This is a genomic window from Saccharomonospora azurea NA-128, from assembly GCF_000231055.2.
Taxonomy (GTDB): domain Bacteria; phylum Actinomycetota; class Actinomycetes; order Mycobacteriales; family Pseudonocardiaceae; genus Saccharomonospora; species Saccharomonospora azurea.
The window spans coordinates 3813824-3838514 of record NZ_CM001466.1; the positions used below are offsets into that span (position 1 = coordinate 3813824).

Consider the following 24691-nt stretch of genomic DNA (forward strand, 5'->3'; position numbering starts at 1 on the left):
CGATGACCGCGACGTGGGACATCGAGCGGGTGCGCCGCGCGCTCACGGAGCTCGACGCGGGCCTGGCCGAGCTGGAAGCTCGGGACGACACAGGCGCACTGGACGTGGTGCGCGCGCTCGTCGACGTGTACGGCGAGGCGTTGAACCGCACCCTCGCTCTCGCCGCCGACACCGCACCGACGTTGCCCGACGCCCTGGCCGGTGACGAGCTCGTCGGGCACCTCCTCCTCGTGCACGACCTGCACCCGCACGACCCCGAGACGCGCATCCGGCGCGCGCTCGCCGACCTGGCGCCTCACCTCGTCGCGGAGCTCACCGACTACACCGACGGCACGGCCACGGTGTCGATCGACGGCGCCGCGCGGGGCGGGAACGCCCAGGAGAGCGCCGAGACCGTGCAGGGCACCGTGTACGCCGTCGCCCCCGAGGTGGCGGACGTGGTGGTGCGGCACCGGAGCGAACCCGCGTTCGTTCCGCTCACGGCGGTGCGGGCGCGATGAGCACGGCGACGAACAGGACACTGCCGACCGACCGGCTGCGGGCGCTGGCCCGGGCCGCCGCGTCGGGGGAGGAACCCCGCCCGCCCTCGCACCGCTGCGAGCTGTGCAGCGAGGTCCTGCCCGACGTGCACCGGCACCTCGTGGAACTGCCCGCCCGGGAGCTGGCGTGCGCCTGCCGGGCGTGCGCGTTGCTCTTCGACCGCGCGACCGTGGCGGGCCGCACGGGCGGCGACCGCTACCGGGCGGTGCCGGAACTGCGACAACGGCTCGGGCCGGACCCGCTGGACGACGTCGCGTGGTCCGCACTCGGTGTCCCCGTGCGGCTGGCGTTCTTCGTCCGCCACGAGGGTGACGCGCCGCTCGGCGAGGTGACCGCGTACTACCCGAGCCCGCTCGGCGTGGTGGGCACCGCGGTGGAACCCGAGGCGTGGGAGCGCCTCGCGCGGCAGCAGCCCGCGGTGGAGCGCCTCCACCCCGAGGTGACGGCACTGCTCGTGCACCGCGACGCGCGGGAACACTGGCTCGTCGGCATCGACGAGTGCTATCGGCTCACCGCGCGGGTACGTCACAGCTGGACCGGAATGACAGGAGGTGACGAGGTATGGCACGAGATCGATCGTTTCTTCGCCGAGTTACGGGGCGACGCCGCTCCAGCCTGAGGCTCGGCAAGCCCGACGTGAGGGTCGACCTGCCCTCACACACGCGTGGCGTGAAGCAGGGCAACAGCAAGGGCAACTACGCCAAACAGCCCGGCCACCTGCCGAACGGGCGCTCGACCGCCGCGCGGTCCACCGGCATCCGCGCCGGCGCGCGCGATCCCATCCTGCCCGGCATGCCGAACCTGTCGCCGCCATGACGGACACGACGCTGTCGACACCCGTGCTGTCGTGGGCGGTCACCGGGGTGGACGTCGCACCGGTGGAGGCGGTGCCCGCGCTGCGGCTCCGCCTTCGGGTGAGTTGCGACCGGCCCGTGCGGTCGCTGACGCTCGCGGTGTCCGTCCGCATCGCGGCGGCCCTGCGCGACTACACCGCCGAGGAACGCACCCGGCTCCGCGGCGTCTTCGGCATGCCGGAGCAGTGGGCGGCCAGCGTGGGCGAACTGGTGTGGGCGCGGCCCGTGCTGCACGTGGCCGGCTTCACCGGACACACCGACGTGGACGTGCCCGTGCCGTGCGGGCAGGACGTGGAGCTGGCGTCGGTGAGCTACCTCTCCGCGCTGTCGGACGGCGACGTGCCGCTGCGGTTGCACTTCAGCGGCACGGTGTTCCACGACAGCGGTGGTGGGCTCGCCGTGACGCGGCTGCCCTGGGACAGCGAGGTGAAGTACCGGTTACCGCTCGCGTGCTGGCAGGAGGTGCGCCGGACGTACTTCGGCCGGCACCGGTGGCTGCGCGTCGAGGAGGCGGTGTACGAGCGGCTGCACGACTACCGCGTGCGCCACGCGTACGGCTCGCCGCAGGAAGCGATCGAAGCGCTGTTGGAACAGGCCGGGAGGACGTGATGGTGGTCGACGTGGTGAGGAAGCGGCGGCAGGCGGGCCCTCGGGTGGGTTCCCTCGTGCTGCGGGTGGCGGCGGGCCTGGCCGGCGCCGTCGTGCTGGGCGTGCTGGCGCGGGAGGCCCCCGCCCTGGTGCGTTACGCCAAGACCAGGGCGATGTAAGCCCCTGACACCGTGTCCGCGCCCTGCGTACGGATGTTTGCCCCTCCCGTACGGATGTTCGCAGTTCCCGTACGGCGTCCGACGACCGAGCCCGCCGACGTGCGTACGAGAACTGCGGAGACGCGTGTGTGCGCTGCGGACACGCGTGCGAGAACTGCGGACACGCGTGCGTGACTCGCGGACACGGTGTTCGGGGCGTCAGGGTTTGCGGGCGACGCAGAGCACCGACTGGCCGAACGGGACGGGGAGCGTCTTCTCGATGGCCCTGGTGACCGGCACCACGAAGCGGTCGTAGATCGAGACCAGCCGCGGGTTGGGCGCCGTGGTGCCGCCCTTGCGCACGGCGGCCCACCACGCGAAGGCGCCGAGGAAGTTCACCGGCTTGGAGGTCTCCACGACGAGACCGGCTTCCCGCGCGGTGGCGGCGACGGTCGTGGGCGTGTACCGGCGGAAGTGGCCGACCTTGCGGTCGAACTCGCCGTACAGCTGCTGATAACCGGGCACGAACAGCACGATGTTGCCGCGCGGGGTCAGCGACTCCGCGAGCTGGCGCAGGGCCCCGATGTCGTCCTCGATGTGTTCGAGCACGTTGATCGCCACCAGCGTCTCCACCGGCTGGGCCAGTGTGGTGCCGCCGTCGATGTCGAACTGCTGGACCTCGACCTCGGAGCGGTCGTGGAAGCGTTCTTTCAGCTTCCGCACCGCGCCGGAGTCGACGTCGGTGACGACGTAGCGGTCGAAGCCGGTGAAGCCGGACGCGAACTCGCCCAGCCCCGCACCCACCTCCAGGACGGTGCGCCCGCAGTGCGGGCGGATGAGTTCGCGCTGGTACTCCAGGTACCGCGGCTTTCCGCTGTCGGTCTCCAGATCGCGGCCCGTCGCGGCCTGGAAGGCCGACGTCGTCTCGTCCGGCACCGAGTCGCCGAGTCGCGGGGTGCCGTCGCTGTGGGGGCTGTCGTCAGGGTGACTGCGGGACTGTTCTGTCGGCACGTGCCCTCCCGTGCTCCGGTCGAGTTTGTCCGTTATCCGGCTGTGTCCCGACCGTAATGTACTAGGGCCGTACCGTGGTCACACCACGCGGTGGCGGGTCGAGCCCGGCCGCCCGCGGGGAAGGACCACAAAAAAGCAGACACGCCCCAGCCCGAAGGCGGGGGCGTGTCTGGAGGAGAAAACGTCGGTACGCATGCGTCGCCTCTCGGCGAAAAGGCGCGACGCGGCTCCAGCCGAACGGTATTCCGCGAAGGCATATGTGTTGGGGCCCGGGGACTGCCAATGCGTACCGACATCCGGTTCAACACGGGGCGCCGTACCGTTGTTCCACGTGTGGGATGACGTGACTCACAGCGTCACGCCGCTTCGGGCGGGCTGTTCCGGACTCGGTCGTCCCGGCGCTCCCGCCGGACGAGATCGCGCCGTTCGTGTTCGGTGAGCCCGCCGAAAATGCCGTGGTCCAGGCCGTTGTCCAGCGCGTAGCTCAGGCACTCGGCGCGAACGGGGCACCGTGCGCACACCGCTTTCGCCCGGGCGGTCTGCTGGGCGCCCGGCCCCATGTTCGATACGGGGAAGAACAGTTCGGGATCTTCGTCGCGGCAGGCGGCACTGTGCCACCATTCCTCATTCGCCATCGGTGCGCCGCCTCCTTTCGTAGATGGTTGCTCTCGTCGGCAAACCGGTGGAGACAACGCGCCGCTTCGGGCGGGCTATTCCGGACGCGGTCTCCGTGGTACAGGAATGCGATCCAGGTCATGTGCGACCACGATGTCGCCGTCGAACTCCTGTGCCGCTTGGTCGTGAAATCGGGTCATCGTCGAATAGCGTTGCGAGAAGTGCGTCAGCACGAGTGTGCGGACGCCGCTTTCCCGCGCGACGCGCGCCGCCTGACGCGCTGTCAGATGTCCGTACCGGTGCGCCAGCTCCGCCTCCTCGTCGAGGAACGTGGCTTCGATCACGAGTAGGTCGGCGTCCTGGGCGAGTGCGAACACGTTGTCGCACAACCGTGTGTCCATCACGAACGCGAACCGCTGTCCGGTGCGGAGGACGCTCACGTCCTCGACGGCCACGGTGCGTCCGCCCACGGTGATCGACCCCGACCGCAGCAGCGCACCGACGTCCGGGCCGTGGATCCCGTGGCATCGCAGCAGGCGCGGCACCATGGTGCGCCGGTCGGGTTCGACGAGCCGGTACCCGAACGCCTCGACGGGATGGTCGAGCCGGAGGGCGGACAGCTCGCCGAACTCGCCGCGCGCCACGACGCCGTCGCCGGTCACGGGCTCCTCCACGAGCTCCGTGGTCTCGTGGAACACACTCGCGTGCCGCAACCGCTCGAAGTGCTCCTGGCCGGACGCCGGGTAGTGCGCGTGCACTCGCGCGACGCCGTCCAGCGACAGCCGCTGCACGACGCCCGGGAGTCCGAGGCAGTGGTCACCGTGGAAGTGCGTCAGGCAGATCCGCGTCACCGCACTCGCGGGCACCCCGGCGAACGTCAGCTGACGCTGTGTTCCCTCGCCCGGATCGAACAGCAGGCCCAGGGAGTCCCAGCGCAGCAGGTACCCGTTGTGGTTGCGGGCCCGGGACGGCACCTGGCTCCCGGTACCCAGCACGATCAGTTCGCGAGTCGACACGCGACGACGGTACGACCGGCGGCACGCCGGCCGCACTCGAATTCAGGTGTCGTGGACCTCTCCTGTCAGCGGTTGCCCCGTGCCGAGGAGATCTCGCCGAGGGCGGAGTCGGGGTCGCGCTCCATCGCCGCGTCACCGATCGAGAACATGCCGACGGGCGTGCCCCGGTCCACGACCGGAACCCGTCGCACCGCGTGCTCGCGCATCCTGGCGACGACGTCGCTCGCGTCGTCGTCGGGACGTGCCGTGATCAGTTGTTCACTGCAGAGTTCCCGCAGTCGCATCGTCGCCGCGTCGTCGTGGTCGGCGAGTCCGCGAACGACCAGGTCGCGGTCGGTCACGATGCCGCGGACGTTCTCGCCGTCGGACACCAGGACGTTGCCGATGTCGTCGTCGCGCATTCTGCGGGCGGCGTCGCGCACGGGGGTGTCGCCGGGCAAGGCGACCGGCTGGGGGGTCATCAGCTCCCGGACCAGCTGTGCCATGGGGCTCCTTCCTTCACGTCTGCTCGTCGTCGTCGGCCTTTCGTTCGTCCCCCGGCCGGGTAACCGATGTGCGCCCGTTCTACTCCTCCTCGTTCGGCACGACGTGGCCGATCGGCGGCGTGGAGCGCATACTGCTGTGCGTGTCCACTCCGGACTGGGTGCTGCACGTGGATCTCGACCAGTTCATCGCGGCGGTCGAGATAGCCCGCCATCCCGAACTGCGGGGCAAGCCGGTGGTCGTCGGCGGGGCCGGCGATCCGACTCGGCGCGGGGTCGTGGCGACCGCGTCCTACGAGGCCAGGGAGTTCGGGGTGCATTCGGGGATGCCGCTGCGCACCGCCGCGCGCCGCTGCCCCGACGCCGTCTTCGTCGCGTCCGACCCTCCCGCGTACGAGGAGGTGTCGGAGCGGGTCATGGCGGTGCTGCGGGAGTTTCCCGTGGTGGTCGAGGTGGCGGGGTGGGACGAGGCGTTCCTCGGGGTGTCCGGCCCGGTGGCCGAGGACCCCGAAGCCCTCGCGGGGGCCGTCCGGCGGGCCGTGGCCGACCGCACGGGACTGTCGTGCGCCGTGGGGATCGGCGACAACAAGCACACCGCCAAGCTCGCCACCGGGTTCGCCAAGCCGGGCGGCGTGTACCGCCTGACCAGGCAGAACTGGTGGGAGGTGATGGCGCACCGGCCCACCGACGCCCTGTGGGGAGTGGGCTCGAAGACGCGCCGCAGACTCGCCGACCTCGGCATCACCACCGTTGCGGAACTGGCCGCGGCCGATCCCGACCGGCTGGCCGCGGAGCTCGGCCCCACGCTCGGCCCGTACTTCCGGGCGCTCGCGCACGGGTTGGGCGACCGGGACGTCACGGCGACGCCGTACGTGCCGAAGTCGCGCAGCCGCGAGACGACGTTCCAGCGCAACATCGACGATCCCGAGGAGTTGCGGGCGCAGCTCGGGCGCCTGGTGGAACGCGTGGCCGACGACGTCGCCGAGGACGGGCGACCCGCCGCGCGCGTCGCCGTGAAAGTCCGCTTCGCACCGTTCATTACCCAGACACGCAGCGTCACCCTGCCCGCGCCGACGAGCGACGTCACGGTGCTGGCGCGCGCGGCCGACGACGTGTTCGGACGCTTCACGGTGGACCGTCCGGTGCGGCTGCTCGGAGTGCGTGCGGAGTTCGTCCGCGAGTCCGGGCAGGAATGACACCGAACACACCGGCGTTGCACCACACGCGCGTCACCGCTGTCGTTACGCTGCACTACGCTGATGCGGCACTCGAACAGTTGACCGAAACCGTTCGACGCGCCCGTCACGATTTCCGCGTATCACGACCTGGGAGAGCGACCACGTGACTGCCTCTGCTGAGAACCTCTACGGGGCCGACGACCTCACGCACCTCGAAGGTCTCGAAGCGGTGCGCAAGCGGCCCGGCATGTACATCGGGTCCACCGACAGTCGCGGGGTCAACCATCTCTTCACCGAGATCGTCGACAACTCCACCGACGAGGGCGTCGCGGGGCACGCCTCGAAGGTCGTGGTCACGCTGCACGCCGACGGCAGTGTCGAGGTCGCCGACGACGGGCGCGGCATCCCGACCGACGTCCACGGCAAGTCCGGGCTGAGCGGCGTCGAGCTGGTGCTCACCCGGCTGCACGCGGGCGGCAAGTTCGGCGGTTCGGGATACAAGGCGTCCGGCGGTCTGCACGGTGTGGGCGCCTCGGCCGTCAACGCGCTGTCGCTGCGGTTCGACGTCACGGTGAAGCGCGGCGGCAAGGTCCACGAAATGTCCTTCTCCCGCGGGGTGCCCGGCGTCTTCGACGGCCCGGGGCCGAAGGCGAAGTTCACGCGGCAGTCGGGCCTGCGGCTCGTGCGGAAGATGAAGCGCGGCGAGTCGACGGGCACGATCATCCGCTACTGGTACGACGCCCGCTACTTCGAGAAGGGCGCGGCGCTCGATCTGGAGCTCGTGCGCACGAAGTTGCGCCACACCGCGTTCCTCGTGCCCGGTGTCACGTACGTGCTCCGTACCGCCACCGACTCGGCGATCAACGAGGAGACCTTCCACTACCCCAACGGCCTGGCCGACATGGTCGAGTTCCTCGCGCCCGCCGGCGACCGTGCCGTGTGCGGCACGCAGTTCATCGTCGGCGAAGGCACCTACAAGGAGAACGCCGCCGACGCCAACGGCGTCATGCAGTCCAATGTGGAACGGCGGGCCGAGGTCGAGGTCGCGCTCCGGTGGGGAACGGGCTACGAACGCACCGTCGAGTGCTTCACCAACACCATCCGCAACGTCCACGGTGGAACGCACCGGAAGGGATTCGAGCGCGGACTCGTGCGCGCGGTGCACGACGCGATCTCGCGGACCCGCGGCCTGCTCAAGGCCAAGGAGGAGCCGCCCATCCTCGACGACGTGTGCGAGGGGCTCACCGCGGTCGTGCACGTGCGCATCCCCGAACCGCAGTTCACGTCGCAGACCAAGGACGAGCTGTCCACGGCGGGCATCACCAAGGTGGTGCAGGGGCTCGTCGAGAAGCACCTCAAGGCGTGGGCCGACGACCGCAAGACCCGCACCGAGGCCAAAACCGTCCTGCAGAAGATCGTCGACGCCTCGCGCGTGCGGCTGACCCAGAAGCAGCAGAAGGACGCCGCCCGCCGCAAGACCGCGCTCGAAGGCGCGGCCATGCCGCCCAAGCTCGTGGACTGCCGCAGCACCGGCGTCGCGCGCAGCGAGCTGTTCCTCGTGGAGGGCGACAGCGCGCTGGGCTCCGCGCGGATGGCGCGGGTCTCGGAGTACCAGGCGCTGCTCCCGCTGCGCGGCAAGATCCTCAACGTGCAGAAGGCCAACCTCGGCGAGGCGCTCAAGAACGCCGAGATCGCCTCGATCGTGCAGGTGCTGGGCGCGGGCACGGGACGCACGTTCGACGTCTCCGCCATGCGCTACGGCCGCGTGATCCTCATGGCCGACGCCGACGTCGACGGCTCCCACATCCGGACGCTGCTGATCACGCTCTTCGCGCGGTACATGCGCCCGGTGATCGCCGAGGGCCGGCTGTACGCGGCGATGCCGCCCCTGCACAAGATCGTCACCAAGGGCCGCAAGCCGGAGACCTTCTACACCTACACCGAGCGCGAGATGGAGGCGAAGGTCTCCGAGCTGGAACAGGCGGGCAAGCACGTCGTCAAGCCGGTGCCCCGGTTCAAGGGCCTCGGCGAGATGGACGCCGAGGAGCTGTGGGAGACCACGATGAACCCGGCCACGCGGTCGGTGCGGCGCATCACGCTGGACGACGCCGACGCCGCCGAGGCCGCGCTCGAACTGCTCATGGGCGAGAAGGTCGAACCCCGCCGCAAGTGGCTCATCACCTCGGCCGAGCGGGTCAACCAGGCCGCGATCGACATCTGACGAGGACAGGAAGCGACGACTAAGTCATGGCACGGCGCAAGAACCCGACCACCCGCGTCGACCCCTCCGCTTTCGATCAGGCGGGCGCGCGGGTCTTCGACAACCCGGTGAAGACCGAGATCGAGGACTCCTACCTGGAGTACGCGTACTCGGTGATCCACTCCAGGGCACTGCCCGACGCGCGCGACGGCCTCAAGCCGGTGCACCGCCGCATCCTCTTCTCGATGCACGAGAACGGCTACCGGCCGAACCACGCGTACGTGAAGTCGTCGCGCGTGGTGGGCGACGTGATGGGCCGCTACCACCCGCACGGCGACACGGCGATCTACGACGCCATGGTGCGGCTGGCGCAGGACTTCTCCATGAACGTGCCGCTGGTGGACGGGCACGGCAACTTCGGAAGCCCGGACGACGGCCCAGCCGCCTCGCGGTACACCGAGGCCCGCATGTCGCCCGAGGCGATGCTGCTCGTGGGCGAGCTCGGTGAGGAGACCGTCGACTTCCGGCCGAACTACGACGGGTCGCTCGCCGAGCCGTCGGTGCTGCCCGCGGCCTTCCCGAACCTGCTGGTCAACGGCACGTCGGGCATCGCGGTCGGCATGGCCACCAACATGATCCCGCACAACCTCGGCGAGGTCGTCGCCGCGGCCCGGTGGCTGATCAACCACCCGAACGCCTCGCTCGACAAGCTGATGGAGTTCGTCCCCGGTCCCGACCTGCCCACGGGCGGCCAGCTGCTCGGGCTGGACCAGGTGCGCAAGGCGTACGAGACCGGCCGCGGTGTCGTGCGGATGCGCGCGAAGGTCACCACCGGGCCGATCGAGGGCAGCCGCAGGCAGGGCATCACGGTCACCGAACTGCCCTACGGCGTCGGGCCGGAGAAGGTGATCGAGCGCATCACCGACGAGGTCAACAAGACCAAGCGCCTCACCGGCATCGCCGACGTGAAGGACCTCACCGACCGCGAGAACGGCACCAAGCTCGTCATCGAGTGCAAGGTCGGCGTCAACCCGCAGGTGCTGCTCGCCGACCTGTACCGCCTCACCCCGCTGGAGCAGTCGTTCGGCATCAACAACCTGGTGCTGGTCGACGGGCAACCGCGCACGCTGGGGCTGAAGGAACTGCTGGAGGTCTTCCTCCGCCACCGGTACGAGGTCGTCACCCGACGCACGCGCTACCGGCGCCGCAAGCGCGAGGAGCGCCTGCACCTCGTCGAGGGCCTGCTGATCGCCCTGCTCGACATCGACAAGGTGATCAAGCTGATCCGGGGCAGCGAGAACGCGCAGGCCGCCAAGGAAGGCCTGATGAAGCGGTTCACGCTCTCGGAGATCCAGGCCGCCTACATCCTCGACACACCGCTGCGCAGGCTCACCAAGTACGACAAGATCGAACTGGAGGCCGAGCAGGAGCGGCTTCGGGAGGAGATCGCCGAGCTCTCGGCCATCCTCGACGACGAGAAGGTGCTGAAGCGGGTCGTCTCGAAGGAACTGGCCGCGGTGGCCAAGGAGTTCTCCGCTCCGCGCCGCACGTCCCTCATCGACGGTGACCTCAAGGAGGTCCTGGAGGCGTCGAAGCCCGCGGGCCCGCTGGAGGTGGCTGACGACCCGTGCCAGGTGATCCTGTCGTCCACCGGGCTGGTGGCCAGGACGGCGGCCGAGTCGGAGGAGGCCGTCGAGGGCCGCAGGCGCAGCGGTCGGGCCCGCCACGACGCGATCGCGGCGATGGTGCACACCACCGCTCGCGGCCAGGTGCTGCTGGTGACCAACCGCGGGCGCGCGTTCAAGACCGACGTCCTGCCGCTGCCGGTGCTGCCGCAGTCGTCCGGCACGGTGTCGTTGCGCGGTGGGATGACCGTGCGGGAACTGGTCCCGCTGGAGAAGGACGAACGCGTCGTGGGCCTCGCGCCGCTCGGCGAGCAGGCCGAGGGCAGCCCCGGGCTGGCCCTGGGCACGCGAGCGGGCATCGTGAAGGTCTGTGCCCCCGACTGGCCCGTGCGCTCCGACGAGTTCGACGTCATCACGCTCAAGGACGACGACGAGGTCGTCGGCGCGACGTGGCTCACGGACGGCACCGAGACGCTGACGTTCGTGACGTCGCAGGCGTCGCTGTTGCGGTACGAGGCCTCACTCGTCCGCCCGCAGGGCCTGCGAGGCGGGGGCGTCGCGGGCATCACGCTGAGCAAGGACGCCCAGGTGGTGTTCTTCGGGGCGGTCCGCACCGACGACAACCAGTACGGCGAGCCCATGGTCGTGACCGCGACCGGCGAGACCGTGAAGGTCACCCCGTTCGCCGAGTACCCGGCGAAGGGCCGGGCCACCGCGGGGGTGCGCGCGCACCGGTTCCTCAAGGGAGAGACGGAACTCGTGCTGGCGTGGGTCGGGTCCCGGCCCGTCGGCTGCTCGGCGAGGGGCGAGGCCGCGGAACTGCCCGAACCGGACCCGCGCCGCGACGGCTCGGGTACCGCACAGCCTGCTCCGGCCGTGGTCGGCCACCACATCGAACGCCCCTGACGAGGTCCGCCCGCGGGTCGTGGTGACCCGTGGGCGGACGTTCTGGGCAACCCGGGTGTCGCTCAGCCCGAGGCGAGCCAGGCGTCGTGGTCGTGCCTTGCGAGCAGTTCCCGGCGGCTCTCGAACCGGCGTCTCTGTCCGGTGAGGGGGTCGTCGAACTCCAGCGCCCTGGCGAGCAGCTGCAGAGGCCGGGAGAAGTCGTCCGGGGCGGTCTCGCGCACCTCGGGGTACAGCGTGTCACCCAGGATCGGGATGCCGAGGCTGTTCATGTGCACCCGCAGCTGGTGGGTGCGGCCCGTCACGGGTAACAGCCGGTACCGGCCGAGGTCCTTGTCGTCGTTGGCACGGTCGAGGAGCTCCACTCGCGTTTCGGCGTTCGGCGGACCCGGTACCTCTTTGGCCGTCCACACCCCGCGCTTCTTGACGATGCGGCTGCGTACCGTGCGCGGCAGCTCCAACTCCGGGTCGTAGGGCGCCACCGCCTCGTACTCCTTGCGGACCAGACGGTTCTGGAACAGCTGCTGGTACGGCGCGCGCAGCTCCCGGCGCGTCACGAACAGCAGGAGCCCGGCGGTGACCCGGTCGAGGCGGTGCACCGGCGCGAGGTCGCGGAAGCCGAGATCGCGCCGGAGCCGGACCAGCGCTGTCTCCCGCACGTGGCTGCCGCGGGGTGTGGTGGCGAGGAAGTGCGGTTTGTCGGCCACCACCAGGTCGTCGTCGGCGTACACGACCTCCAGCTCGAACGGCACCGGGGGCTCGTCGGGGAGCTCACGGTGGAACCAGACCTGCGTGTTCGGCAGGAACTCCGTGTCCGGCGTGATCGGCCCGTCGAGTGTGACGAACCGGTGTTCGCGCAGCATCTCGTCGATCCGCTCGGGCGACAGGCGGTCGAGCTTGACCACGAGGTAGTCGCGCACCGTCGGCCAAGGCCCGCGCGCGGGAAGGCGGATGCGGGCGGCGTCGAGGCCGTCGCGTTGCGGCAGGGGAGAGGGCGGTCGCCGCACACGTCTCATGGCCCCGCACTGTAGCGGGACGCCCGGCCCAGCCGGCGCACGCGTGTCCGCACCTTGCGACGCCGTGTCCGCGCTCTGCGTACGGGTGTTGGCACTTCCCGTACGCCGGGGTGACGGCGTGGCATCGTGTCCGCGGGTTGCGTACGCATGTTCGCGTCGCACGGCGCAAACATGCGTACGGGAGGCGCGGACACGCGTGCATGGAGCGCGGACATGCGTACGGGAGGTGCGGACACGCGTGCGTGGGGCGCGGACACGGCGTCAGGGGTTCGGGGGGCGTTCCTCCGCCAGGGCGATGACTCGGCGGGCGGTGTCGTGGTCGGTGACGAGGGTGGTCACCGTGCCGGAGCGCAGCACCGCGTCGATGGCCTCCGCCTTGGGTGTGGTGTAGCCGAGGGCGATGACGTCGGGCACGCGGCCGAGCTCGGCGTGGCTGATGGCGAGCACGTGGTGTGCGAGGCCCGTGTCCAGGGCGTTGCCGTCGGCGTCGAACAACCTCGCCGCCACCTCCGCCTTCGCGCCGCGGCGAGTGATGGACTCGCGCTCGGTCACGGACAGCGCGTCGTACACAGTGGACTCGCCTTCCTGCCAGGCGCCGATGCTCACGACGGCCTTGGTGAGGTCGCGGAAGCGGCGGAACGTCTCGACGATGCCCGGCTGCCGGCGCAGGATGTCCGTGGTTCGCCGGTCGGGCAGCACGAGGGGCGCGTAGATCGGGTACGCCTCGCCCCCGGACACGCCGGCGAGCCGGGACACGGTCTCCACCGACCGGTCCCGCCGGTCGAGCCCGGCCTGCACTCCGCACAGCTGGACGATCGGGCAGCGGGGCAGGGCGCGGATGTGCTCGGTCATGACGTTGACGGAGCGTGCCCACGACAGCCCGATGACGTCGTCGGTGCCGGCGATCTCCGACAGCACGCGGGCGGCGAGCGCTCCGATGCGTTGGCGGAGCTCCGGGCGCGATTCCGGCTTCACTGCTCGTTCGAGCACGAACGCCCGGTCGAGTCCGTAGGCGGCCCGCAGCTCCTCCGACAGGGTGGCCTCGACGGCTTCGGGGAGGTCGAACTCGATGCGCACGAGACCGGTCTCGCGGGCCTTGTCGAGCAGGCGGGCGACCTTGAACCGGCTCATGCCGACGTCGTTGGCGATGTCCGACTTCGATTCGCCGAGGACGTAGAAGCGATGGGCGAGGGCAGCGACTTCGACGGCGTCGAACAGGGACCAGGGGCGATTTCGCGCGCTCATATGAGCACTGTAGCGCGCATTTCGTGCCGCACTGTTGACGGATGGCCACGCAGGGTCGTTCAATGCCTGCACATCTGAGAGGGATTCTGTCGTAGTCGCTCGTTTGAGCGCAAGAAAGGTGGGCAGCTCATGCGTGCCGCTGTCGTGGACCAGCCCGGGAGTGTCCGGGTCGGTGACGTTCCGGACCCGAAACCAGGGCCCGCCGACGTCGTGGTGAAGGTCGGCGCGTGCGGCATCTGCGGGACCGACGTGCACATCGCCGACGGCCACTTCCCGCCCACGCCGTATCCGATCGTTCCGGGCCACGAGTTCGCGGGCCAGATCGTGGAGGTGGGCCCGGAGGCGCCGGGAGGATGGTCGGTCGGTGATCGGGTCGCCGTCGACCCGTCGCTGTTCTGCGGGCACTGCGGGCCCTGCCGGGCAGGCCACGGCAACCTGTGCGCCAACTGGGGTGCCACGGGGGACACTGTGGACGGTGCGTTCGCCGAGTACGTCGCCGTGCCCGCGACCACCTGCTACCGCATGCCCGACGACATGACCTACGCGCAGGGCGCCCTCGTGGAGCCGGTGTCGTGCGCGGTGCACGGTGTCCGCCGGGTGGGAGTCGAGGCCGGTGAACGCTTCCTGATCATGGGCGCCGGCACGATGGGCCTGATCATGCAGCAGCTGCTGCAGCGCGCGGGCGCCCACGTCACGATGGTCGACCGCAACGCCGACCGCCTGCCGAGGGCGACGTCGTTGGGGGCTGCCGCGGTCGCGGCCGATGCGGCGGAGCTGGACGGGGAGACCTTCGACGTCGCGGTGGACTGCACCGGCGCGGTGCCCGCCATCGAGGCGGCGTTCGACAGGTTGCGTCGCGGTGGCCGGCTGCTGGTGTTCGGGGTCGCCCCGGAGCAGGACCGCGTGTCGCTGTCGCCGTTCCGGATCTACAACGACGAGATCACCGTCGTAGGATCGATGGCGGTGCTGCACAGTTACGGCGCCGCGCTCGATCTCGTCGCCAGTGGTGCCGTCGACACCGACGCGCTCGTGACGCACTCGTTGCCGCTGGAACGCTTCCCCGACGCTCTGGACCTCATGCGCGGTGGCACGGGTCTGAAGATCCAGGTCGTTCCGGGAGGAGAGTGAGCGCATGCTGCGAGCACCGGGTGGACATCGGCGTCACCGCGTGCCGCTGCTCCTACTGGCCGTTCTGCTCACTCTCACGGGGTGTGCGGGCGCGGGAGCGGTCGGGGCGGGCGGACGCTCGCTCGTCATCGCCATCGTCGCCAACCCGCAGATGAACGACGCCATCGCGCTCTCCGACCGGTTCGAGCGTGAACACGGTGTCGAGCTGACGTTCGTGTCGCTGCCCGAGAACCAGGCGCGAGCGAAGATCACCGCGTCGACCGCCACGCAGGGCGGCGAGTTCGACATCGTGATGATCAGCAACTACGAGACGCCCCAGTGGGCGGCCAACGGGTGGCTGACCGATCTGGGCCCGTACCTGCGGGCCAACCCCGACTACGACGCCGACGACTTCATTCCCAGCATCCGCGAGTCGCTGTCGTACGAGGGCTCGATGTACGCGGTGCCGTTCTACGGCGAGTCGTCGTTCCTCGCCTACCGCGAGGACCTCTTCGCCGAGGCGGGGCTGACGATGCCCGAGCGTCCGACGTGGCAGCAGATCGCGGAGTTCGCGGCGGTGCTCGACGACGACGCGGCGGGCATCGCCGGGATCTGCCTGCGGGGCAAGCCCGGGTGGGGGGAGAGCCTCGCGCCGCTGACCACGGTGGTGAACACGTTCGGCGGGCGGTGGTTCGACGAGGACTGGAACGCGCAGCTGACCTCACCCGAGTTCCGGAAGGCGACCGAGTTCTACGTCGACCTGGTGCGCGACCACGGGGAGGTCGGCGCGTCCAGCGCGGGCTTCTCGGAGTGCGGCACGCGGTACACGCAGGGGCAGGCGGCCATGTGGTACGACGCGACCGTCATGGCGGGCACCAACGAGGACCCGGCCACGAGCAAGGTCGTCGGCAAGTCGGGCTACGCGCCGGCGCCGGTCGTCGACACGGAGGCGAGCGGGTGGCTCTTCACGTGGTCGCTCGCGATCCCCGCCAGCACGGAGGACCCGGACCTGGCGTGGGAGTTCCTGAGCTGGATGACCGACAAGGAGTACGTGCGTCTGGTCGGTGAGGAGTTCGGGTGGAACCGGGTGCCGCCGGGCTGCCGTCAGTCCACCTACGACATTCCGGAGTACCGGCAGGCCGCGAGCGCGTACGCGGACGCGACGCTCGACGGGATCCGGCACGCCAACCAGGACGACACGATGCGGCGGCCGGTGCCGTACGAGGGCATCCAGTTCGTGGGCATCCCCGAGTTCCAGGATCTGGGCACCCGGGTGAGCCAGCAGATCTCCGCCGCCATCGCCGGGCAGCAGACCGTGGAGGAGGCGCTGGAGCAGTCCCAGTCCTATGCCGACACCGTCGGCGAGTCGTACCGGGAGACCCGATGACGACGACCCTGGCCGAGAACACCACCACGCCTCCGGTGCAGGCCCGGCCCCGACGGCGGGAGAATCCGTGGAAGCGGCGGGCGCCGCTGCTGCCCGCGCTGTTCTTCACCATCGCCGTGACGCAGGTGCCGTTCCTGCTGACGGTGATCTACTCGTTCCAGTCGTGGAACCTCGTGCGTCCGGGCGCGCAGCACTTCGTCGGGTTCGACAACTACGTCGACGTGCTCACCGACAGCCAGTTCCGCGGCGCCATGGTGAACACGCTGCTGCTGACCGTGGTGTGCGTGTTCGTGTCGATGCTGCTGGGGCTCGGGCTGGCGCTGCTGCTCGACCGGGCGTTCCCGGGCCGCGCGGTGGTGCGGACGCTGATCATCACGCCGTTCCTCATCCTGCCCGCCGCCGGTGCGCTGCTGTGGAAGACGACGATGTTCGACCCGACCTACGGGCTCGTCAACTTCGTGTTCGGCGCGGAGGTCGACTGGCTGTCGCGGTTCCCGTTGGCGTCGGTGATGGCGCAGGTCGTGTGGCAGTGGACGCCGTTCATGACGTTGCTGATTCTCGCCGGGCTGCAGGCGCAGTCGAAGGAGGTGCTGGAGGCGGCGCAGATGGACGGCGCGGGCCGGTGGCGCACGTTCGCGTCGGTGACGTTGCCGCAGCTCGCCCGGTACCTGCAGCTCGCGGCGCTGCTCGGCGCGATCTACATCGTCAACTCGTTCGACGCGATCTACCTGATGACCCAGGGCGGGCCCGGCACGGCCAGCACGAACCTGCCGTTCTACATCTACCAGCGGGCCTTCGAGGGCTTCGACGTCGGCCAGTCGTCGGCGATGGGCGTCATCGTGGTGGTGCTGACGCTGCTGGTGGCCACGTTCGCCCTGCGCCTGATGTTCCGGTCGTTCGACGTGAGCGGAGGCGTGAGGTGAAGCTGGGGCGTGCGTCGTTGACCGCGTTCACGTGGTTGATCGCGGTGCTGTTCGTGTTCCCCGTCGTGTGGATGGTGGTGACGGCGTTCAAGCGCGAGGCCGACGCCTACACCGATCCGCCGTCGGTGGTGTTCACCCCGACCTGGGAGCAGTTCGCGGGCGTGTTCGAGCGGGGTTTCCTGCCCTACCTCGCGAACTCGGCGTTCGTGACGGTGACGTCGACGGTGTTCGTGCTGCTGCTGGGCATTCCCGCCGCGTACGCGCTGTCGTTGGCGCCGATCAAGCGCACCGAGAACGCGCTGGGGTTCTTCCTGTCGACGAAGATGCTGCCGATCGTCGCCGCGATCATCCCGCTCTACGTCATCTCGCAGAACGTGCGGTTGCTCGACCACGTGTGGGCGCTCGTCGTCCTCTACACCGCGATGAACCTGCCGCTGGCCGTGTGGATGATGCGGTCGTTCCTGCTGGAGGTTCCCCGGGAGATGATCGAGGCGGCCAGGATCGACGGGGCGTCGTTGCCGATGCTGCTGCGCCGCGTGGTGCTGCCGGTGGTGGCGCCCGGTATCGCGGCCACGGCGTTGATCTGCGTGATCTTCTCGTGGACGGAGTTCTTCTACGCGATCAACCTCACCGCGGCCCGCGCGGGCACGGTGCCGGTCTTCCTGTCCGGGTTCATCACGAGCGAGGGGCTGTACTGGGCGCAGCTGTCGGCCGCGGCGCTGCTCGCCTCGCTCCCGGTGATGATCGTCGGCTGGATCGCGCAGAAGCATCTGGTGCGGGGGCTGTCGATGGGGGCGGTGAAGTAGCCCGCGGCCCGGTGGAGGATTGATCACGCCGAGGCCGGGAACCCGGAGGGCGTTGCAGTCGCCGCGCTGAGCAGCGGGGGAGGTGAGCGGTCGTGAGCCGGACCGTCGTGGTGGTGCTCGCCCTCGTCACCGCCGTTCTCACCGGCCTTCTCACGGGCTGCGGGGGCGGAGGCGGCCCGGAGGAGCCGTCGCCGTCTCGCCCGCCGGCGACCACGCCGCAGCAGCCGGAGCCGTCGAAGCCGGGACCTCCGGGGCCGTCCGAGGTGACCGTGCGCGGCACGGTGCAGCGCGGAGTCGAGCCGAACTGCCTGGTGTTGACGGTGGAGGGCCGCCAGTACCTGCTGCTGGAGGCGGGCGGGCAGGTGCGTCCGGGCGTGGAGGCCACGGTGCACGGCACGACCCGGCCGAACCTGGCCACCACGTGCATGCAGGGAACCCCGCTCGTCGTCGACCGGGTCGAGGACGTGGAAGGAGGCCCGTCGTGACGGGCCGTCGGCTGCGTGGCGGGGAGCCGGTATGAGTGCGGACTGGTCACCGGACTGGTCGGCGGCCGACGCCCGCGAGGCGGTGCTGGCGTGTTTCGACGGGTCCGAGGGCGGCCGTCGCGCGGTCTGGTGGGCGGCGGCGGAGGCCGTGTCCCGCGGCCGCCCGCTGGTGATCGTGTGGTCGCTGGAATGGGACACACCGGGAGCGCGGGGGGAACGGCTCGACTCGGACAGCGCCGTCGAGAGCACCCGTCGAGTGCTGGACCAGGTCGCCGAGGACTGCCGGTCGCTGCATCCGGGGCTCACGGTGTGGACGACGTTGCCGGACGGCGCACCCGAGGTCACGGTCACCGACCTCGCGAACGACATCGCGCCCGCGATGGTGGTGGCGGGAGCCTCCGGTCGCGGCGCGCTGTCGCGGATGCTGCTCGGGTCCACGGTGGCCTACTTCGCCCGGTTCCTGCCGCAACCGCTCGTGGTCGTGCGCGGCGAGCCCGCGCCACCGGACGCGCCCGTGGTCGTCGGTGTGGACGGTTCGGGCACCAGCGTGCGGGCCGTCGAGTTCGCGTTGACGTTCGCGGAGCGGCACGGCGTCCCGGTGCGGGCCGTGCACTCGTGGACGGACTGGCCGTTGGACGTCTACGCCACCGCGCCGCCCGCACAGGTCGGGCTCTACCACATGGACGATGCCGTGCAGGAGGTCGCGCGGGAACAGGTGGAGGAGGCGGCGCGACGGCACCCGAACGCGACGGTGCAGTGGGACGTCGTCACCGAACGCCCCACGCACGCGCTGCTGGAGCGCAGCGAGGGCGCCCGCCTGCTCGTGGTCGGCAGCCACGGCCGGGGCCGCATGACGCGGGCGCTGCTGGGCTCGGTGAGTCACGCGGTGCTCTACCACGCGCCGTGTCCCGTCGCGGTGCTGCGAAGCCGTCCGGAGGACCTGGAGGACGAGTAGCCGATCGAGGCTACGGGGACAAAGCGATGTTGGAGGTTGGGAGCTACTCCGCTCCCGGACTCGTTCCGCGTGTCGGCGGACCGGACAGCCACGGAACTTCTCCATGAGCACCACATCAGCTCCGGTCACAACCTCGTAACTCGCCAATGGACACGGCGCGTGACGCGATAGAACGGTCAGGTGAATCACAGTCTGTCGTGATCTGAAACACACACCTCGCGGGTTAGTGTGGCAATGGAGAGGCGCCGATGGGGTATTGGGTGAAGGCTCGCAAGGACATACAAGCCGTCCTGGTGACCTTCCACCAGGCCAATTGGAGGATCGACGATCCGCCGAAGTACTACCGAGTGAGATGTCCGTGTGGCATGCACCAGCGATGGATTCATCGGGCTCCGAGCGATCCGAGCCACTGCAAGAATGCGATCAGGTGTCTAGAGCGGCAGCCTTGCTATGAGGAGAGGACCGACCGATGAGCACGGCGATACACGCCCACTGGCAGTTCATCGTCAGAAGCGCTGATGACCTCTTCGCCTCCGCGGACAAGCTGATGGAAGCATTGATCGCGCAGGAGGAGTGCTCCCATGGTTTCACCGACGTTGCGGTGGCTGTGGACGGCGATCGGGGGATAGTCGAGGTCGAAGCCAACGCTAGCGGCAAGGATCTCGCACACGCCGTCGCTGTAGCGCAGTCCTGTGTACGCGCCGCCATGCACGAGGTCGGCATCAGCACGCCGGACTGGCCATCCCACCGCGAAACCATGTCCATGCTGCTCAAGGAGCTTCACACCGCAGAGCTCGTCTGAGGGTTCACCGGTAACAGGACCCCCGCCAACCCGGCAACCGACATGGCCGGCAGGCGGGGGTTTCGCTCGGGACGTCACCGTGAACCGGTGTCGCCGTCGCCCGGTGGTTCCGGGGGATCGACTGTGGCGGGCGGCTCCGCGTCGGTGGACGCCTCCTCCGCGCGGCGGGAGGCGTGGTGTTCGGCGACGGCCAGCACCACGCCGCGCACCGCGGCCACGACCGGCACCGCGAACAGCGCCCCGGCGATGCCGCCCTCCGCGCCACCGATCACCAGTGCCACGAGCACCACGGCGGGGTGCAGGTTGCTGAAGTTGCCCTGCAGGAGCGGGTGCAGCACCTGGCCTTCGAGCTGCTGCACCGCGAGCACGACGCCCAGGATGATGAGCGCCGCGACGAACCCGTTGCTCACCAGGGTGACCGCCACCGCGAGGAAGCCCGACACCACCGCGCCCACGTACGGGATGAAGCCGCCGACGAACGTCAGCGCCGCCAGGGGCACGGCGAGCGGAACCCCCACCACCGCGAGGCCGATACCGATGCCGAGCGCGTCGATGAGGGCGACGAGCGCCGTCACCCGCACGTAGAGGACGACCCCGCGGTACGCCCGGCGCCCGGCGTCGTCCACGACGACGCGGGTGCTCGGTCGCCAGGGCAGCAGGGTCGCCGCCCACAGGCGGGGGCCCGCGTAGAGGAACATGATGAACAGCACCAGCGCGATCACCAGGCCCACCAGGAACGCGCCGACGGTGCTGAACGCGGTCACGGCCTGAGCGATCACCTGGCCCTGGTTGCCGCTGAGCCAGTCCTGGATCCGGGTCAGGATCTCCGTGCTGAGGGGGAACGAACTGTCGGCGAGCCACGATTCGAGGCGTCCGATGCTCTCGATCACGCGCAGGCGCAGTTCGTCGTAGGAGGCGATGATCGAGAACACGACGAAGGTCAGCAGACCTCCGACGACCACGAGTCCCAGGACGAGCGCGGCGAGCACGGCGAGGGACCGCGGCCAGCGGTGCCGCACCAGCCAGCCGACGACGGGTTCCAGCATCGCCGTGAGCAGCAACGCCACGAACAGCGGAATGAGGACGTAGCTGAGCTGCTTGGTGATGTTGCGCAACGCCCAGAGTGCGCCGAACACCAACAGGAACTGGGCGGAGATCATGGCGGCGCGGCGGAGAGTGCCGGAGGTGAACCTCACGGCGGGCTCGGACATGACACCTCCAGCGACAGCCCACTGATCTGGAGCGCGGGTTACCGCAGCGCGAGAGATCAAAACCCTTCCCAGCCGACCGAGGGTTACCGCACCGGGTCCGGTGACCGTTTGTCACCGCCGGAGGAGGGGTAGCCCACCGGTATGGGCGTGGTGACGGACACAGTGCGGCGAGCGCGCAGCACGCGCCGCCGCTACGAGGGTTCGGCGTCCCGGCCGTTGGGTGGCTACGCCGCGGCGATGGCGGCGTACACGGCCGCCACGGCGGCGTTGACGGCGGTGGGGCGCGCGAGAGGTGTGCGGTTGCCCGAACGGCTGACCGTCGGTGACACGGTGTTGTTGTCCGTGGCCACGCACAAGGCGAGCCGACTGCTCGCGAAGGACTCCGTCACGAGCCCCCTGAGGGCGCCCTTCACCCGGTACTCCGAGCCCGCGGGCGAGGCCGAACTCAACGAGTCGGTGCGGGGGCACGGGGGGCGCCACGCCGTCGGCGAGCTGGTGACGTGCCCGTTCTGCCTGTCGGTGTGGGTGGCGACCGCGTTGACCGCTGGTCTCGTCTTCGCGCCGAGGATGACCCGGCTGGTGAACACCATGCTCACCGCTGTCGCGGCATCGGATCTGCTCCAGCTGGGCTACGACGGGAGCAAGCAGCTCCTGCACGCCGCCGGCTCATGAACCCACGACGACTGAACGTCTTTTCGGAGTACGCCATGTTGAGCCACCACGAACGGCGGGAGTTGGAACGGATCCAGGAGTGGTTCGAGCGCGACGATCCCCACCTCGCCAAGGCACTCGGCGAGGTCGGCAAGCCCGGAGGCTGGGCCCGGTCCCGTCCCTTGCGCTACTCGATCGACGCGCTAGCGATCGCGCTGATCATCCTGGGCGTGGTGACGCTCAACTTCGGGTTGATCTTCTTCGGCGCGGTGTGCCTCGCGGCGGCGGCGTGCCTGCACGTCACGCGGTGGAACGACGCGCCCGTGCGGCACCGGCGCCTGGAGTAGTCGGCGGTCAGGACTGCCAGGTCCGGCCGGTGAGGCGCTCGTACACGTCGATGTAGCGCCGGCGCGTGGCCTCCACCACCTCGGGCGGCACCGCGGGCCCGGGCGGGGTCTTGTCCCATCCCGTCGAGGTGGCCCAGTCGCGCACGTACTGCTTGTCGAACGAGTACTGCGGACGCCCCGGCTCCCAGGAGTCGGCGGGCCAGAACCGGGAGGAGTCGGAGGTGAGGACCTCGTCCCCGAGCGTGAGGGTGCCCTCGGAGTCCCAGCCGAACTCCAGCTTGGTGTCGGCCACGATGATGCCGCGTTCGGCGGCGTACTCGGCGCCCTCGCGGTAGATGCGCAGGGTCAGCTCGCGCAGGCGTTCGGCCGTCTCGCGGCCTTCCTGTGCGACGACGTCGTCGAACGTGATCGGCAGGTCGTGCCCCGAGTCGGCCTTGGTGGTGGGAGTGAAGATCGGCTCGGGGAGCTTGCTGCCCTCCACGAGTCCGGGAGGCAGGGGAACACCGCACACGCTGGAGGAGCGCTGGTACTCCGCGAGGCCCGACCCGGTGAGGTAGCCGCGGGCCACGCACTCGACCTTGATCATGTCGAGGGGTCGGCAGCGCACGGCGCGTCCCGCGAACTCGGCGGGGACGTCGGTGGCCGAGATCAGGTGGTTGGGCACGACGTCGCGGAACCGCTCGAACCACCACACCGACAGCTGCGTGAGGAGCGCGCCCTTGTCGGGGACGGGTGTGGGCAGCGGGACGTCGTACACCGACACGCGGTCGGACGCGACGAGGAGGATGTCGCCTCGGTCCTCGTACAGATCGCGGACCTTGCCCGCATGCAGGTGCTTCACGCGCGTCATCGTAGTTGGCCCCTGGACCGGCCTCGGTGGGGCCAGGCCGTCCACAGCCACTCACGCGAGGACGCTGTGTCTCACATCACGAAAGGCCATTGTGGACTGACGCGGGGCGGCGCGGCGCGGTGCGGTGATGGGGCGAGGGAGCGCGATTTCCGGCCCCCTGCAGGGAAAGCGCCTCGTTTTCCATGATCGTGACAGAGTGCGCTCGCCCCGTTACATAGGAAGTTTCCGGCCAGTAGGATCGCCGTCATTCGGGGAACCGACACCCTTCGGCGCGCGTGGCGCCGGTGGATTCTGAGGAGGCGTGCTCGACAGTGGCTATGCCCCAGGGAGCACTGAACCCGGACGGGCCGGCCGATGCCGTCCTGCCCAACATCGCCCGAATCCGGAACTTCTGGCTGGGCGGTGCGAACCATGGCGAGGCCGATCGTGAGATGGCGGGCCAGATCGAGCTCTGCGCCCCGTACATCCCCTATCTCGTGCGCGCGCAGCGCGCGCTCGTTCGGCGGCAGGTGCGCTGTCTCGTCGAACAAGGAGTGACCCAGTTCCTCGACCTCGGCTCGGGTCTGCCCGACGAGGGCTACGTCCATCACACGGCGCAGGCCCTGAACCCCGAGTGCCGGGTGGCGTACGTCGACGTCGACAGCACGATCGCGGGCGACAGCGCCGAGCTGCTGTCCGGCTCGGTCGGCACGCGTTTCGTGGTGGCGGACTGCCGTGACGTCGAGGGCGTGCTGCGGCACGACGACGTCCGCGCGGTGCTCGACCCGGCGCAGCCCTTCGCAGTGCTCATGACGGAGCTGCTTTTGCATGTGCCCGACTCCGACGGAGCCGACGAGTTCGTGGCGTCGTGGGTGGACGCGCTGCCCAGCGGCGGTTACCTGGCGATCTCGCACTTCGGCGAGGACGGGCAGGTCCTGAAGGGCCTCCGGCTCTTCGAGCACCTGAGGTTCGGGAGGTTTCCCGAGGTCAGCCTGCGGTCGCTGGAGCGGGTCGCGGAGTTCTTCGCGGGGCTCGACCTGGTCGAGCCCGGTGTCGTGCCCGCGCCGTTGTGGCGGCCCGAGCCGGACGAGGAGGACGTGCGCAACCCGGGCGAGGTGCGGATGTTCGCGGGGCTCGGGCGCAAGCCCTGAGCGTGCCTCACGTGGCGAGGGCGACCGCCACGATCGCGACGTCGGCGGCCAGCACCACCGGCATGACGGTGCGGCGCAGCCAGGTGGAGCTGACCGGCTCACCCGCCGAGACCCGGTGGGTGAGCACGACGGCCGAACCGACGAAGACGGCGTGTCCGGCCGCGCCCACGACGGTCGCGATCGGCCCGCCGAGCCACCACAGCCCCCACACCAGCGCCGCCAGCCCGAGTGCCAAGAGCACGCACGCCACCCGCAGTGCCCCGACTGACCCGCGGCGCACACTCGTCGTGCGCTGACCCGCGGCGGCGTCGGCGTCGCGGTCGGGCACCGACCACCACACGACGCGGGCGGCCGCGAGCACCGTCAACCCGGCCAGCACCAGGGTGGTCGGCCACAGCAGGCCGGACCGCACCGCGGCGTGCGTGAGCAGGCTCGGCAACGCCACGACACCGCAGGCGAACGCCACGGCGCCCGGCAGTCCGCGGGACTTCAGCCGCACCGGCTCGACGTTGTAGAGCACGTGCGCGAGCAGGACCCCCACCGCCGCGAGCGCGACCGTGATGCGTCCGGTGTGGACGGACACGGCGAGCGCGAGCGCGAGCCCCG

At 70.2% G+C, this 24691-nt stretch carries 27 protein-coding genes; 18 read left to right on the plus strand and 9 right to left on the minus strand.

Annotation, left to right across the window (positions count from 1 at the left end):
• Window positions 1-2 precede the first annotated feature (2 nt).
• From SACAZDRAFT_RS17575 to SACAZDRAFT_RS23435, 5 genes are read left to right on the plus strand one after another with little or no spacing between them, the layout of a single operon-like run.
• Entirely contained in the window at window positions 3-500 is a 498-nt protein-coding gene (locus tag SACAZDRAFT_RS17575; RefSeq protein ID WP_005443932.1) for a hypothetical protein, read from the plus strand.
• A complete protein-coding gene (locus SACAZDRAFT_RS17580; protein ID WP_005443933.1) occupies window positions 497-1159 on the plus strand; it encodes a DUF5947 family protein in 663 nt (220 codons plus the stop codon). The genes SACAZDRAFT_RS17575 and SACAZDRAFT_RS17580 overlap by 4 nt, the downstream gene beginning before the upstream one ends.
• 50 nt (window positions 1160-1209) lie before the next feature.
• The gene (locus SACAZDRAFT_RS23890) at window positions 1210-1356 is read left to right on the plus strand and encodes a hypothetical protein (protein ID WP_005447496.1); all 147 of its coding nucleotides are present in this window, start codon (window positions 1210-1212) and stop codon (window positions 1354-1356) included.
• Window positions 1353-2003, plus strand: coding sequence for a DUF6084 family protein (locus SACAZDRAFT_RS17590; protein ID WP_005443935.1), 651 nt, complete (start codon window positions 1353-1355; stop codon window positions 2001-2003). Before SACAZDRAFT_RS23890 ends, SACAZDRAFT_RS17590 begins: the two co-directional genes overlap by 4 nt.
• A complete protein-coding gene (locus SACAZDRAFT_RS23435) occupies window positions 2003-2161 on the plus strand; it encodes a hypothetical protein (RefSeq protein ID WP_005443936.1) in 159 nt (52 codons plus the stop codon). Before SACAZDRAFT_RS17590 ends, SACAZDRAFT_RS23435 begins: the two co-directional genes overlap by 1 nt.
• 198 nt (window positions 2162-2359) lie before the next feature.
• Here SACAZDRAFT_RS23435 and SACAZDRAFT_RS17595 read toward each other — a convergent pair whose 3' ends face one another.
• The 4 genes from SACAZDRAFT_RS17595 to SACAZDRAFT_RS17610 all read right to left on the minus strand — a co-directional run bounded on the left by SACAZDRAFT_RS17595 (window position 2360) and on the right by SACAZDRAFT_RS17610 (window position 5267).
• Complete coding sequence (locus SACAZDRAFT_RS17595; RefSeq protein WP_040927804.1) at window positions 2360-3076, minus strand: class I SAM-dependent methyltransferase; 717 nt, start codon at window positions 3074-3076, stop codon at window positions 2360-2362.
• Window positions 3077-3507: 431 nt separating this feature from the next.
• Window positions 3508-3786, minus strand: coding sequence for a WhiB family transcriptional regulator (locus tag SACAZDRAFT_RS17600; protein WP_005443940.1), 279 nt, complete (start codon window positions 3784-3786; stop codon window positions 3508-3510).
• 75 nt (window positions 3787-3861) lie between these two features.
• A complete protein-coding gene (locus tag SACAZDRAFT_RS17605; protein WP_005443947.1) occupies window positions 3862-4782 on the minus strand; it encodes a ribonuclease Z in 921 nt (306 codons plus the stop codon).
• 65 nt (window positions 4783-4847) lie between these two features.
• Complete coding sequence (locus SACAZDRAFT_RS17610; RefSeq protein ID WP_005443948.1) at window positions 4848-5267, minus strand: CBS domain-containing protein; 420 nt, start codon at window positions 5265-5267, stop codon at window positions 4848-4850.
• A 140-nt stretch (window positions 5268-5407) separates the two neighbouring features.
• On the opposite strand from SACAZDRAFT_RS17610, the gene SACAZDRAFT_RS17615 reads away from it, so the two are divergent.
• The 3 genes from SACAZDRAFT_RS17615 to SACAZDRAFT_RS17625 all read left to right on the plus strand — a co-directional run bounded on the left by SACAZDRAFT_RS17615 (window position 5408) and on the right by SACAZDRAFT_RS17625 (window position 11173).
• Complete coding sequence (locus SACAZDRAFT_RS17615) at window positions 5408-6460, plus strand: DNA polymerase IV (protein ID WP_198283947.1); 1053 nt, start codon at window positions 5408-5410, stop codon at window positions 6458-6460.
• A 145-nt stretch (window positions 6461-6605) separates the two neighbouring features.
• Entirely contained in the window at window positions 6606-8663 is a 2058-nt protein-coding gene (locus tag SACAZDRAFT_RS17620; protein WP_005443950.1) for a DNA gyrase/topoisomerase IV subunit B, read from the plus strand.
• Window positions 8664-8689: 26 nt separating this feature from the next.
• The gene (locus SACAZDRAFT_RS17625) at window positions 8690-11173 is read left to right on the plus strand and encodes a DNA gyrase/topoisomerase IV subunit A (protein ID WP_005443951.1); all 2484 of its coding nucleotides are present in this window, start codon (window positions 8690-8692) and stop codon (window positions 11171-11173) included.
• 62 nt (window positions 11174-11235) lie between these two features.
• Here the strand turns inward: SACAZDRAFT_RS17625 and SACAZDRAFT_RS17630 are convergent, their stop codons facing one another.
• Both SACAZDRAFT_RS17630 and SACAZDRAFT_RS17635 read right to left on the minus strand, forming a co-directional pair.
• A complete protein-coding gene (locus SACAZDRAFT_RS17630; protein WP_005443952.1) occupies window positions 11236-12186 on the minus strand; it encodes a pseudouridine synthase in 951 nt (316 codons plus the stop codon).
• Window positions 12187-12447: 261 nt separating this feature from the next.
• Window positions 12448-13431: a sugar-binding transcriptional regulator gene (locus SACAZDRAFT_RS17635; protein WP_005443953.1), complete on the minus strand. Its 984-nt coding sequence runs from the start codon at window positions 13429-13431 to the stop codon at window positions 12448-12450.
• A 129-nt stretch (window positions 13432-13560) separates the two neighbouring features.
• On the opposite strand from SACAZDRAFT_RS17635, the gene SACAZDRAFT_RS17640 reads away from it, so the two are divergent.
• The 7 genes from SACAZDRAFT_RS17640 to SACAZDRAFT_RS17670 all read left to right on the plus strand — a co-directional run bounded on the left by SACAZDRAFT_RS17640 (window position 13561) and on the right by SACAZDRAFT_RS17670 (window position 19896).
• Window positions 13561-14559: a zinc-dependent alcohol dehydrogenase family protein gene (locus SACAZDRAFT_RS17640; protein WP_005443954.1), complete on the plus strand. Its 999-nt coding sequence runs from the start codon at window positions 13561-13563 to the stop codon at window positions 14557-14559.
• A 4-nt stretch (window positions 14560-14563) separates the two neighbouring features.
• On the plus strand, window positions 14564-15925 hold the full coding sequence (locus SACAZDRAFT_RS17645) for an ABC transporter substrate-binding protein (RefSeq protein ID WP_005443955.1): 1362 nt from the start codon (window positions 14564-14566) through the stop codon (window positions 15923-15925).
• Window positions 15922-16848 carry a carbohydrate ABC transporter permease gene (locus SACAZDRAFT_RS17650; protein WP_005443957.1) on the plus strand — a complete coding sequence of 309 codons (927 nt, stop codon included), beginning with the start codon at window positions 15922-15924 and terminating at the stop codon, window positions 16846-16848. Before SACAZDRAFT_RS17645 ends, SACAZDRAFT_RS17650 begins: the two co-directional genes overlap by 4 nt.
• On the plus strand, window positions 16845-17654 hold the full coding sequence (locus SACAZDRAFT_RS17655) for a carbohydrate ABC transporter permease (RefSeq protein WP_005443959.1): 810 nt from the start codon (window positions 16845-16847) through the stop codon (window positions 17652-17654). Before SACAZDRAFT_RS17650 ends, SACAZDRAFT_RS17655 begins: the two co-directional genes overlap by 4 nt.
• A 92-nt stretch (window positions 17655-17746) precedes the next feature.
• Window positions 17747-18139 (plus strand): hypothetical protein, encoded by a 393-nt coding sequence (locus SACAZDRAFT_RS17660; RefSeq protein WP_005443961.1) that lies wholly within the window; start codon window positions 17747-17749, stop codon window positions 18137-18139.
• Window positions 18140-18170: 31 nt separating this feature from the next.
• Window positions 18171-19094: a universal stress protein gene (locus SACAZDRAFT_RS17665; RefSeq protein ID WP_005443963.1), complete on the plus strand. Its 924-nt coding sequence runs from the start codon at window positions 18171-18173 to the stop codon at window positions 19092-19094.
• Window positions 19095-19563: 469 nt separating this feature from the next.
• Window positions 19564-19896 carry a hypothetical protein gene (locus tag SACAZDRAFT_RS17670; protein ID WP_005443967.1) on the plus strand — a complete coding sequence of 111 codons (333 nt, stop codon included), beginning with the start codon at window positions 19564-19566 and terminating at the stop codon, window positions 19894-19896.
• A 74-nt stretch (window positions 19897-19970) separates the two neighbouring features.
• Here the strand turns inward: SACAZDRAFT_RS17670 and SACAZDRAFT_RS17675 are convergent, their stop codons facing one another.
• The gene (locus tag SACAZDRAFT_RS17675; protein ID WP_005443970.1) at window positions 19971-21107 is read right to left on the minus strand and encodes an AI-2E family transporter; all 1137 of its coding nucleotides are present in this window, start codon (window positions 21105-21107) and stop codon (window positions 19971-19973) included.
• Between the two features lie 141 nt (window positions 21108-21248).
• Here SACAZDRAFT_RS17675 and SACAZDRAFT_RS17680 point away from each other — a divergent pair, with 141 nt between their 5' ends.
• Both SACAZDRAFT_RS17680 and SACAZDRAFT_RS17685 read left to right on the plus strand, forming a co-directional pair.
• Entirely contained in the window at window positions 21249-21779 is a 531-nt protein-coding gene (locus SACAZDRAFT_RS17680) for a DUF1360 domain-containing protein (protein WP_005443971.1), read from the plus strand.
• A 35-nt stretch (window positions 21780-21814) separates the two neighbouring features.
• Complete coding sequence (locus SACAZDRAFT_RS17685; protein WP_005443972.1) at window positions 21815-22105, plus strand: DUF3040 domain-containing protein; 291 nt, start codon at window positions 21815-21817, stop codon at window positions 22103-22105.
• A 7-nt stretch (window positions 22106-22112) separates the two neighbouring features.
• Here SACAZDRAFT_RS17685 and SACAZDRAFT_RS17690 read toward each other — a convergent pair whose 3' ends face one another.
• Window positions 22113-22955 (minus strand): phosphoribosylaminoimidazolesuccinocarboxamide synthase, encoded by an 843-nt coding sequence (locus SACAZDRAFT_RS17690; RefSeq protein WP_005443973.1) that lies wholly within the window; start codon window positions 22953-22955, stop codon window positions 22113-22115.
• Between the two features lie 311 nt (window positions 22956-23266).
• On the opposite strand from SACAZDRAFT_RS17690, the gene SACAZDRAFT_RS17695 reads away from it, so the two are divergent.
• Window positions 23267-24085, plus strand: a complete 819-nt coding sequence (locus tag SACAZDRAFT_RS17695) for an SAM-dependent methyltransferase (protein ID WP_005443974.1) — start codon at window positions 23267-23269, stop codon at window positions 24083-24085.
• Window positions 24086-24092: 7 nt separating this feature from the next.
• Here SACAZDRAFT_RS17695 and SACAZDRAFT_RS17700 read toward each other — a convergent pair.
• Window positions 24093-24691: UbiA family prenyltransferase (locus SACAZDRAFT_RS17700; protein WP_005443975.1), on the minus strand; the 599-nt coding region annotated here is incomplete at its 5' end.